Source organism: Polystyrenella longa (assembly GCF_007750395.1).
Lineage (GTDB): Bacteria > Planctomycetota > Planctomycetia > Planctomycetales > Planctomycetaceae > Polystyrenella > Polystyrenella longa.
The window spans coordinates 878,284-889,370 of the sequence record NZ_CP036281.1; the positions used below are offsets into that span (position 1 = coordinate 878,284).

14 protein-coding genes are annotated in these 11,087 nt (G+C 52.2%); 12 read left to right on the plus strand and 2 right to left on the minus strand.

The window, feature by feature from the left end:
- Positions 1-349: 349 nt before the first annotated feature.
- Positions 350-1,288 (minus strand): UDP-glucuronic acid decarboxylase family protein, encoded by a 939-nt coding sequence (locus Pla110_RS03250; protein WP_144993165.1) that lies wholly within the window; start codon positions 1,286-1,288, stop codon positions 350-352.
- Between the two features lie 509 nt (positions 1,289-1,797).
- Here Pla110_RS03250 and Pla110_RS03255 point away from each other — a divergent pair.
- On the plus strand, positions 1,798-2,652 hold the full coding sequence (locus Pla110_RS03255; protein ID WP_197440477.1) for a M48 family metallopeptidase: 855 nt from the start codon (positions 1,798-1,800) through the stop codon (positions 2,650-2,652).
- A gap of 91 nt (positions 2,653-2,743) precedes the next feature.
- Here Pla110_RS03255 and Pla110_RS03260 read toward each other — a convergent pair whose 3' ends face one another.
- Positions 2,744-3,280, minus strand: coding sequence for a DinB family protein (locus Pla110_RS03260; protein ID WP_144993169.1), 537 nt, complete (start codon positions 3,278-3,280; stop codon positions 2,744-2,746).
- Between the two features lie 204 nt (positions 3,281-3,484).
- Between Pla110_RS03260 and Pla110_RS03265 the strand changes: the two genes are divergently transcribed.
- From Pla110_RS03265 to Pla110_RS03315, 11 genes are all read left to right on the plus strand, one after another.
- Complete coding sequence (locus Pla110_RS03265) at positions 3,485-4,744, plus strand: hypothetical protein (protein ID WP_144993172.1); 1,260 nt, start codon at positions 3,485-3,487, stop codon at positions 4,742-4,744.
- Positions 4,745-4,832: 88 nt separating this feature from the next.
- Positions 4,833-5,315: a hypothetical protein gene (locus Pla110_RS03270; protein WP_144993175.1), complete on the plus strand. Its 483-nt coding sequence runs from the start codon at positions 4,833-4,835 to the stop codon at positions 5,313-5,315.
- A gap of 157 nt (positions 5,316-5,472) precedes the next feature.
- Positions 5,473-6,669 carry a phage major capsid protein gene (locus Pla110_RS03275; protein ID WP_144993178.1) on the plus strand — a complete coding sequence of 399 codons (1,197 nt, stop codon included), beginning with the start codon at positions 5,473-5,475 and terminating at the stop codon, positions 6,667-6,669.
- Between the two features lie 295 nt (positions 6,670-6,964).
- Positions 6,965-7,501: a hypothetical protein gene (locus Pla110_RS03280; protein WP_144993180.1), complete on the plus strand. Its 537-nt coding sequence runs from the start codon at positions 6,965-6,967 to the stop codon at positions 7,499-7,501.
- Between the two features lie 150 nt (positions 7,502-7,651).
- Positions 7,652-7,924 carry a hypothetical protein gene (locus Pla110_RS03285; RefSeq protein WP_144993183.1) on the plus strand — a complete coding sequence of 91 codons (273 nt, stop codon included), beginning with the start codon at positions 7,652-7,654 and terminating at the stop codon, positions 7,922-7,924.
- Positions 7,925-7,970: 46 nt separating this feature from the next.
- Positions 7,971-8,351: a hypothetical protein gene (locus Pla110_RS03290; protein ID WP_144993186.1), complete on the plus strand. Its 381-nt coding sequence runs from the start codon at positions 7,971-7,973 to the stop codon at positions 8,349-8,351.
- Entirely contained in the window at positions 8,341-8,766 is a 426-nt protein-coding gene (locus Pla110_RS03295) for a hypothetical protein (RefSeq protein WP_144993189.1), read from the plus strand. The genes Pla110_RS03290 and Pla110_RS03295 overlap by 11 nt, the downstream gene beginning before the upstream one ends.
- 3 nt (positions 8,767-8,769) lie before the next feature.
- Positions 8,770-9,216 (plus strand): hypothetical protein, encoded by a 447-nt coding sequence (locus tag Pla110_RS03300; protein ID WP_144993191.1) that lies wholly within the window; start codon positions 8,770-8,772, stop codon positions 9,214-9,216.
- A gap of 73 nt (positions 9,217-9,289) precedes the next feature.
- Positions 9,290-9,799, plus strand: a complete 510-nt coding sequence (locus tag Pla110_RS03305) for a hypothetical protein (RefSeq protein ID WP_144993203.1) — start codon at positions 9,290-9,292, stop codon at positions 9,797-9,799.
- 55 nt (positions 9,800-9,854) lie between these two features.
- Complete coding sequence (locus tag Pla110_RS03310) at positions 9,855-10,586, plus strand: hypothetical protein (protein ID WP_144993206.1); 732 nt, start codon at positions 9,855-9,857, stop codon at positions 10,584-10,586.
- A 33-nt stretch (positions 10,587-10,619) separates the two neighbouring features.
- Positions 10,620-11,072, plus strand: coding sequence for a hypothetical protein (locus Pla110_RS03315; RefSeq protein ID WP_144993209.1), 453 nt, complete (start codon positions 10,620-10,622; stop codon positions 11,070-11,072).
- The last annotated feature ends 15 nt before the right edge of the window (positions 11,073-11,087 follow it).

Here is an 11,087-nt window from a genome sequence, read left to right on the forward strand (position 1 = left end):
GTGGATTTCGCAATCCCTTGAATGTCTCAACTCGTTATTCTGCAAAAAGGTTACGTCGATTTTGGTTCCAGATTCAGCGGTTGTTCCGGTTAGGTAAAACGAGGCTGAGTTTGCTGGCGAGTTGAGGGCTGAAACGGTGATTGGCGCATTAAGCTGGGAAGGATATCGCGGCCTTGGGAAGAGTGGAGATGTAATCTTTCTTTTCGTATCGTGCCTTTGGACGCTCCAAATGCATAAAGCCAGCCTGATAAGTCAGGCTGGCTTTAGGTGTATGGATGATGAGGGGCGCGCCGGTCGCGTTGAAACTGTTGACGCTTTTAGCAGGATTGCCCCAATCAAACTGTCTGGGTTACAGGTTCAGAAGTTCCTTGTAATAAGCAACGGTCTGTTCAAGACCTTTTTTCAGATCAACCTGAGGTTCCCAGTTATTCAAGTATTTCTTGGCGAGCGTAATATCGGGCTGACGCTGTTTGGGATCGTCTTTGGGAAGCTCGACGTGAGATACGGGTGAGGATGAACCGGTGACTTCAATAATCTTTTCGGTTAATTCCAACATGGTATTTTCGGTTGGGTTTCCGATGTTGACCGGTCCGGTCGTTTCGTCCTGATCCATCAATCGCATCATGCCTTCGAGCAGGTCGTGTACGAAACAGAAGGAGCGGGTCTGGCTACCGTCGCCGTAAACCGTCATTGGTTCGCCACGTAAGGCTTGAGTGATGAAGTTGGAGATCACCCGACCATCGTTGGGATCCATGCGAGGTCCGTAGGTATTGAAAATACGGATCAGGCGGATCTCCAAGTTGTGAGAGATATGGTAGTTCATGCAGAGCGACTCGGCGACACGTTTGCCTTCGTCGTAGCAGCTGCGAGGTCCGATCGGATTGACGTGGCCCCAGTAGTCTTCCTGTTGCGGATGGATTTCGGGGTCGCCGTAGACTTCGGAAGTAGATGCTTGCAGGATGCGGGCCTTGCAGCGTTTGGCGAGACCCAGCATGTTGACCATTCCAACCGTCGATGTTTTGATCGTCTTGATCGGGTTGTACTGGTAAGCTTCGGGCGAAGCGGGACAGGCGAGGTTGTAGATCTGGTCAACTTCAAGAAAGATCGGATGGACAATATCGTGTCGGATCAGCTCGAAGCGAGGGTTCCCGATGAGGTGTTCGATATTTCGTTTTTTACCGGTGAAGAAGTTATCCAGGCAGATGACCTCATCGCCACGTTCGATGAGACGATCACATAAGTGACTGCCCAGAAAACCTGCGCCACCTGTCACTAAAATAGTTGCCATGTTTTGATTCATTCCTTGGAGATAAAAATTGGCCGGGTCGTCTGGAGCGGAGACCGGGCATCAGGTCAAATTTCGTGCTCCACGATAGTCCCGGATGGTTGCGAATGTAAAGGAACATGGGAAGAGTTACCCTTGAATGTAGGGTATTTGAGATGAAGTGTTAAATATTTATGCAGATTGGCGTACATACTGGGCAGCAGATTGATCGAGGGCAAGAGGCTGGGAAATGGAACTCGATCTTGCCAGCGAAGACGAGATCAATTACTAAACCTTGTGGGACGTTAAGTTTAGAACTGAAAACAGGCATGTTTGATGACTGTTGAATGCGATGACCGCATAATCAAGTCGTAGCCGGCCGTCTGAAACTCTCGCCGTGCAATGAGCTGCGGCTAAGCGTCTTACCCATCAATGGATGGTGATGGGTGGGTAATAATGAATCGATTCAGCAGGATAGAAAAACTGTCCATCTGCGACGGCCAATACCTGTTATTCACAAGGATGTGTAAAAAGTGTTACCAAATATAACGAACGCGGTGTGGACCCGACTTGAGCGGGTGGCATTTATTAAAAGCGCGATTCTCTGTTTGCCATTGATGGTCTGTCTTTTTGTGCTGGGCTGCCGATCGACACCTGTCAGCGGTCGCAAACAGGTTTTGCTGGTTCCGGAACAACAGGAAATCCAGATGGGGGCTCAAGCTTACACCGAGATCCTGTCAAAAGAGACCCGTTCGGCGAATCCTCGTTTTGAGGAACTGGTGAATCGGGTAGGGCAGCGAATCGCGGAAGTGGTGAATCGTCCTGACTTCCAGTGGGAATTCACCGTTGTTCAATCGAAAGAGATGAACGCTTTTGCATTACCGGGTGGCAAAGTTTGTATTTACGAAGGGCTATTGCCGATCTGTGAAGATGAAGCGGGGCTGGCTGTGGTGATGTCGCATGAGGTGGCTCATGTGATTGCCCGGCATGGTAGCGAACGGATGAGTCATGAGATGATCGCTCAGGGAGCGGGAAAAGCGTTGGATATTTTCACAGATGAATTGACGGTTGAGGAACAGGCAATCTGGAAGAAGGCTTACGGATTGGGATCTCAATACGGAGTTATTCTTCCTTACTCGCGAAAGCATGAGATGGAGGCGGACGTTATTGGTGTAAAACTGATGGCGGAAGCGGGATATGATCCATCTGCAGCAGTTGAGTTCTGGGAACGATTCGCGGCGGCCAAAGGGGGCGAGCAACAACCTGAATGGTTGTCGACGCACCCATCGGATGGCAGTCGTGCCGCGGCTTTAAGGGAAGAGTTGCCAAACGCACTAACCATTTACAGTAAAGCTCAACGGAAATCGGGATTGGGCGAACGATTGTAACAGACAAGAGTCAAAACACATTCAAAAACGCCACGGAAGAGAGCCTCTCTTTCGTGGCGTTTTTTTGTGTTTGGACAGCGAATCTGTTTTGTTACGGGGCGCTGGGTTTGTTGCCGTCGAAGCGTTGACCGTGTTCATCGTAGAGGCTGAGGTCCTGATTGATGTGTAGCTTGGTGGCATAGACGATTTGGCCGGTGTGCAGCGAAAAGTGTTCGACGACATGATAGACGGCACCGAGAACGGTGGTGTCGTAGCCTTGGATGTTAATTCCCTGGATCAGGCGCTCGGGTTCGAGTCGATCGATGACTCGACAGGCGGAATCGACAGTATTGGTGAGTTGGGCGGCGATATCTTCTGTGGGTAATGGATCGCGTTGATTGAATTCGGCCGGACGGTCGCGTTGATCAGGAATGGCCGTTAATGAGGTGAGGATCCACTGGTTGACGTTGCCTGTCAGGTGCAGAACGAGGTTACCGACGGCATTGGAGACTTCGTTGGGCCGCGTCCAGATTTGCTCCTTCGTTAAGATCTTGAGGCAGCGATTGACTTGACGGGTGGCGTCGAGCAGTCTTGCTGTGGAATAAGATCGAAAGTGAGCGGAGAGTTGGTCGGATACGTTTATGGGCATGTGATCATCTCGGAAGTGCGTGGATCAGAAATAGATTCCCTTCCCGTTTTATAACCCGCTTGAAAGAGAATGCAACCGCTAATCGCTTAAAGCGGAAATGCAATTATCGTTACCTCATAACAGTTTAGGCATAGTTGCGCACGACGTGTGTGTAGGTTGAAGAGTCAATCGAAACTATGCAGTGAAGAAAACGAGGAGATGTCGATGAGTGAGCAAACCTGCGCGGAACCAGAACTCAACGGGACACGGCCCGCTCAATCTTTAACGAAACAGGCTTTAACGGAACAGACTTTGACGGAACAGATACTCGATTGGAGCCGAGAAGGCGTGCAGATTGATCGAGGGGAACGGTTGGTTCGGAATGTGGCGCTGGCGGGACGTTACTCACGGAACGGGTATGAATATGAATCACAGGCTCTGCTAGAGGCTGTTGACCTGTACGAAGGGAAACCGGTTTTCCTGGATCATGCGGGGCGATCGGGGCATGTTCGAGAACGGAGTGCACGAGACTTGATCGGTTCGGTGGAGAATGTTTCCTATCAGGATGAACGCGTGCGGGGTGACATTCGAGTGTTGGACACGGAGTCGGGCCGGACGTTTCTGGCATTGGCCGAATCGGAGTCTGACGTGGTTGGAATGAGCCATGTGGTGTTGGCTGAGCGGACTGCCGATCGTTCGCGGGTAGTCAAAATTCATGATGTGATCAGTGTGGATGTGGTTGTTTCTCCGGCGACGACGCGTGGTTTGAAAGAGGGTATGGATGAAATGCCTCTGGGGATCCGACTAGGAATGACATTAATGGGGTCTTATGAAATGGTGCTGCAACAGTTGGATGACCAACTGGAAGAGCACGTGGGGGAGGTCTCAGCGAATGCTTACAGGAACGTCGAACGCGTCGGTCTGTTTAATGAAAACATGATCGCGCTCGCAGAGCGAGAGGGAGTCGAGGTCGGGCTGGTATTCGCCTGGTCTTACAAGGACGGTGTGACTGGCTTAGCTAACCAGATTGTTGAGGTTGAGGTCGAAGAGATTGAATTAGGGACGTGGATGGATCGAGAGGATTTGCCTTCGCTCAAAAACGAATCCGACGAGTCGACTGCCGGGCAAATGGTGTTGGGTCAGAAATGGTTGAGCGAGGAAGTGGAACGACTGCGAATTGAATGTGAGTCATTGACGAATGAATTAAACCAGGCGCGGGCAGAAAATGATTGCCAGTTGCAGGTAGCGGAATGGATGCAGCAGATGGAACAAATGGGAATGCCGGCTGAGGCAGTGACGGATCTGTTTCGGGAGCAACTAGTGGCGACGACTGACGGTACTCGTAGGGATGAATTGATACGGGAACGGTTGGAATTGTGGAAACGGGCGCGGCGACAGTTGCCGCGAAGTTCTGGCCGCCTGTCTGAGACGGGCGAGGAACAGAACCAGGATGAGGAATTCATTCGGTTGTTAAAAGCGGCGTGACGCTTTGCACGTTCTTCTGCTTTGGTGCAGGAACGAATGAGACGCGGGGATTTCTTGATACAGCAAAACTGTAAAGGAAAAGTAAGTTATGGGGAATCAACTTCGATATCGAAGTGGACAGGTGCAACTAATCAAGGTGCGCGTGGATAGTGGTACGGTAATTGAGGCGGGGGATCTCGTCTTTCTGGATGCGGATGATGTGAAACCGGCTTCGGGCTTTGAATGGGATACGGATCTAGAGACGACGCAGGCTTCTTTTGCGGCGATGTTTCTAGGAGTTGCCCACCAATGTTCGGGGAATGGGGATACGGATCCGGTCTCGGTTGATGTCAGCCCGAACTCGGTTTACGAGTTTGATGTGGCGGCGACGACTTACGAAGTGGGCGATCTGATGGGACCGGACGAAGGTTCGTCGGAATTGCATGATCAGCAATTGGAGTCGGTGGCGAGTGGTGGTTTGGCGATTGCCCGGGCAGCGGAGTATCGCGGCACCAGTAGCAACCTACTGCGGGTCAACTTCGCCTCGGCCTTTCACACTGGCTCCGCCAACGTTAACGCTCAAATTGGATAAGGTGTGTGTCTCTTGGGGGCGACATTGAGGTGCGAACAGTTTCTTAAGTATGGTTTTGCGCCGTCAGTGGACGGGGTAGAGCAGTGTGAATTGATGTCGTTATCTACGGTGCTTTAGAGAAAACGAATCGAGAAATCGAATAAAGGATATGGGATAGATGCAGGGAACGAATATTAGAGGCTTGATTGAATCGCATGGTGCGGAAGGCTTTTATCATCAGGTGTGCCGACTCCTGAATGAGGGGCAATTGCATGTCCACAATTTCAGTTATCACGAACTGGCCGAAGCTTGTGGAGTGTTGCCGGAACTTAATCGGTTGGCGATGGCGGCGGAGCCTGTCGGAAGTGTGAAGCAGGCTTTGCAGGAATCGGCACCGGGTGTGGGAACGAACTTGTTCCAGGTGGTGACAGGGGAACTGATTGGCCGGAAGGTGATTGAAGGATATGAGGACGAAAGTGGTTTTATTGGTGACAAACTGGTGACGGTGTTGCCGAGTCGGTACCGGAATCAGAAGTTGGCCGGGTTTCGGGCACTTGCCGGTCCGACGGCGGTCTCGGAAGGTCATCCTTATGAGGAGTCGACCTTCGAAGAAAAGTATGTGACGAGCTTGGAAGCGAAGCAAGGTCGGGTTCTGTCCATCACGGAGGAGTTGATTGCGTTCGATCAGACTGGGGAGATTAACCGGCGGGCGATGGCACTCGGGTATTACCTGCGACAGGAACGGGAGCGGACGATTGTTCGGGCGGTGACGGATGCCGATGCGAGTGCGGGACGGTATGTGTATCGTCCGAATGGATCGGGCATGGCGCTTTATAAAACGGACGGTTCTCATCGCAACTGGGTCGGGGCTGGTAATACGACGTCGGCGAGTTTCTCGAATGCGGTTCCGCTAGCCGATTGGACTGATGTGGATGCGGTCATGTCTTATCGAGCGACGGAAGTCATTGATGACCGGATTGATGGGACACAGCGTCCGATTATTGCACCGGCGAAGCAGATGCTGGTACCGGAAAGTTTGCGGGGAACGGCACGTAGTGTGGTGAACTCCACCGAGGTGACGGTTATCTCGGGGGACAATGAAACTCGGATGGCGAACCCAATCCAGGGAACAATGGAAGTGCTGAGTTCCCCCTTTATTGATGAGCAGGGGGGTGGGGCGCTGAGTGACTGGTATGTGGGTGACTTCCGGCGGCAGTTTGTATGGACAGAAATCTGGCCAGTGCAAACCTTCCTGCAGCGAGCGGAAAGTGAAGCGGCATTTGAACGCGATGTCGTCTTGCGGATTAAGGCACGTTACTTCGGCGGCATCTCGGCGGTAGACACGGCTTATGTGACCAAAGTGGATGGCGTGTAAAGCAGAGGATTTCGTTGGGCAGGACGATCCCGTGTGCAGGGAAGTGGTCGGAGCTTGGGACGCGCCATTCATTGAATGGATGTCGTCGTCGAGTTGATCGACAGGCTTCAAGGAGGAAGATCACGGGGATCGTCGCAGGGGGGAGAAGTGGTTCTACTCGAAGAGCAGTGATGTTCGAGCGGAAGCAGGGATGCTGGAGCGGAGTGGGCCACTTCTCCTTTCGGGGGTTGTTCGACAGATTTCCAGACAGCCAATATCGCAATTTGGAACAGATTCAATTCAGGAGAGCAACATTATGAAGATTAAGGGTGCGGCCGAACAGAATGATTTTGCGGCGGAAGTCTTGTTACCGCGTCCTGGAGGTGAGAGTTTGCGGTTGCGGATCCGGCCTTTGCCATTGGGGTTTCAGCGGAGATTGCAAGAGCATGGATTAGAAATGCCGTTGCCACCGCGACGGGTGGCCCGAGATTCGAACGGTAAGCCATTGCGGGATGAACGAGGCGATGCGGTGTTTTCTGTGAATGAGCAGGATCGCGATTATCGATTGGCGATCGATTTGTTCCATCAACGCGTGGCGGTGTTGATCGTTGCGGAAGGATTGCAAGGAGACCCGGATGTTGAGTTCGAGTCGAAACCTCCTGAGGGGGCGGAGAGTGATTGGTGTGCCTATGCGGACACCTTGTATCAGGAACTGGAGGCGGCACGATTTCGAGCGGGAGATTTGCTGTACCTATGCCAGGAGATCGGGAAGTTGAGCAATTTATTCGACCAGCATGTGGAGCAGAGTGAACGTCGGTTTTTTACGGAGAGGGGAGCGTCCACGATAACCTGAAGAGACCGCGGACGGCGGAATACTATTTATGGCGATGCCGGGAACGATTGAATTTATCGTCCGCAGATTTGCTTGGTGCTGATTACCGGCAACAGATGGAATGGATTGGGTACGAGTTGTTGCGGGAACTGGAAGAACGGGAGATGGGGAATGGCTGATTTACCGAATCTGGATGAGGTGACAGGTGAAGAGTTATCAGATGAACAGCTGAGGGGAGTCGTCGCGCAGATTGACCTCGACATTGTGAATCTGCTCCGGGATGGAAAGTTGTCGGCGGTGAAATATGGCGTGGGTGGTGCAGAAGGGCGGACGATGGATCGGGCTGCGAATCTGAAAGCGTTGCTGGCAGCTCGGCAATTTTATGACGGGATCTTGCGACAACGACCTGGTTGGGAGACGTCTCAGTATGTGGAACCAGAGTAGCTTGAATCCTGAATAAGCGTGAATAGAAATAGACTGAGGTGGATGAATGACGGATTTAAGTGTGTTGATCTCTGAAGACCTGGAACTTTGTTTTATGGACTGGGGGACGGACGTCACGTTACGGGCAGTGGCAGAGGTGTTTGATGTGGAGTCTCAGTTGGTTAACGAGACTTATGAAGATGCGCCTGCCGTGGCGATACCGGGGGTGGCGCACGTCGGAGTGACGAAAGGAACGGCGGGGCAGCATTTTGAGGGGAGGATGTCGTTCTTTCTAAAAAAAGAAGACTACCCGTTTGATGTCGTGGTGAATAACGGGCGATTGAAACATGCGGGCCAGTGGTATCGGATTGAAGGAGTCGAGGAGCGTGGAGCGAATTTGTTGCAGTTAAGTTGTCGACGGATGGAGGAACTTGTGGATGAAATTTGAAGTTCATCGCACTCAAATATTTAAGAGCATCGAGCAATATCGTCGGAAACAGATTCCAGAACAGAGACGGGAGTTGGCGGAGGATGTCGCTCGGGAGACGCTGCGGGAAACGGTGGAATTTAACCCGGTCGAGACAGGACGGACTCGAGCAGCCTGGTTGGTGAGTTTACTTAGATTGGGCGGTGAGTCTCCTGTGGGATGGAGCAGTGGTCGCGGAGATTCGTTTGCTCTTCAGGAAGGGCGAGCAGCAGGATCGTTGCAGGAAGTGGAATCGAAAAATCGGAGCGAACTTCGAGTGAGGAATGGCGTGGAATACATTAACTATCTGGAGTATGGCACGCGAAACAGGACACCCGCAGCAATGGTGCGACGTGCGTTGCAGCGCGTTGTCCAGAAATTAAGACGGAGGAGTTGACTGATGAAACAGATGGCAATTGCCTCAAGTCTGATGAAGCATTGGCAGGAAGAGACGACCATCGAAGTGCCTACCAGTTTTCCCGGGATGCGGCTGGATACTTCCGCGCTGACGGGTTGGCTGGAATGGCGGACGGAATTCTGGAAACCATATGTGCAGCGAAGTGGTCAGCAGGAGTTACAGCGGTTGAGTGTGGAAGTTCATGTTTATTCGCGAGGGGTGGGAGCGGGGCCGGTTTTGCATCGGTTGGTGGACGAAGTCTTGCCGGTGTATACACGGACGACGATGGAGGTACACGACTACGAAGAATCCGGAGCACCGTTGATCGGTTATGTCAGCCTGTATGAGCCCGAAGTGCGAGAGTTGAGCCGGGAAGAATTAAATCAGCATGGATCGCAACTGCGTCATGCGTTGGTCGAGTGGCGGGGGATGGCCCAGGAACTGGTGTAGTGAAGTTGGGTTCAATTCGAGCGAATCAGCGGAATCAAATTTTAGAAACAACTGCGACTAAGGAACTAAAGCGATGGCTGTGAGTAGTATTGTCAGGAATTTGCGGGATGGGGAACTGGTTGTCAAAGATGGAACAACGCCGACACCTTTGTCGATGACGGTCCTTCTGGATGAAGGCGACCTGACCTGGACGGAGCGGACGAATACGATCGAAGTGAAGGATCGAGGATCGATCAGCGCAGGGCATACGCGGAAGGGGGATGAGGAATCGATCTCCATTTCGTTCAGCGCGAAGTGGACTCAGTTGATGGGGAAGGTGGAGTCGAGGGGAGATCCGTTACAGCTTTACGAATTGTTGACGTTCGCCTCGGGAACAGAAGCAACGAGTACCTCGGCGGATGGAGAGCAGGATACATTGCACTTTGAATTTACGTTGCTTGATCCGGCGGGGGTTGCCAGCGAGAAAATTGTCTTCGCTAAGGTGTATCGGGAGTCGCTGACGATGAGCGAAGGGGAGGATTTCAATTTGATTTCGTTTGATGGTCGAGATTTTGAAGTTGCCCCTGTGGTGAGTCGTATCTGACTTGCCAAGATAAAGAGAAAGCGAGTGGTAGCAGGCTTCAAGTCAGAGTGGAGGAATGATGGCAGATTTCAGTGAGTCGTTAACGGTGCGGATTGTGGGTGACAGTCGGGGATTGGATCGGGAGTTGGGGAAGGTCGTTCGTAGTCTGACAGATTTTGAGAACCGGTTGAAACGCGTGGGGCAGTTTGATGATTTGTTTTCGCGATTGGCCCGACAGGTGGGGTCACTTTCACGACCACTGCGAGGAGTAAACCAGCTGTTGACGCAGATCGGACAGCAGTTGGTCTGGCTGTCGCAGTACCCGGTGACCTTGGATGTCTCGCCAGCGTTGGCGGGATTGCAGCGGGTCAGTCAGGTGATCGATCTGTTGATGCTCAAGCTACAACAACTTGCGGCGATGGCGAGTGCAGGGGCAACGGGAGGTTTAGCTGGTGGGGTGACTGGAAATACAGGAGCTTCTCCTGGACCGATTCGTCAATTTGCCAGTGGTGGAATGGTTTCGGGGCCGGGAGGGATTGATCGAGTTCCGGCGATGCTGACGGCGGGTGAATATGTCCTTCAAAGACCTGTAGTGCAGATGTTGGGGAGGAATCTCCTGGATCGGTTAAATGAGGGACGGGGAGAGGGTGTTCGTCAGTTGGGTCAGCAGACGGTGGAGAACAGGAATCGGTCCGACGTTCACCATTACGGTGGGTTTACTTTTAATTTGTCGCAACCGGTGCCGATGAGCGAATTACTTCAATCGATCCGACAAGATCGATTGAAGCTGCGTACGCGTCGAGGTTGAGACCGTCGGTGATTTCGGAAGGAGCATGAGAGAATGTTGGAATTTCGTCCGGCGATTTATCAGGGAGGAGAACTGTATGAGTTACCGCGACCAGTGCGGTCAGTTCGGTTACAGGAGGGGTGGGACTTCGAGCAATTCAAAGTTCCGCTGCGGGATGGCGACCAGGTGACGGGGCATTCGCAACGAGGAGTGGAGATTCTGCTTGAAGGTGAAGTCGACTCGCAAGGGGGCAAGTTAAAAGTCTCCGAAGTGGACATGCTGGAGACGATATTGAGCCTGCGTGGATTGCTGGATGTCGACGGAGAGAGTTCCAAATACAGTTTAGTGCTGTATCGGGATGTTGAGACTGATGGGTATCGGCGATTCAAAAAATGCAGCACGGTTGAGTTTGAATATGATTTGTCGCGACCGCAGTTGTTTACTTATTCACTGATCGTGCATGCGGAAGATCCGGTGATCTACCTGACTGATCCTGCAGATGACTAATGGTCGTCCTGGAAC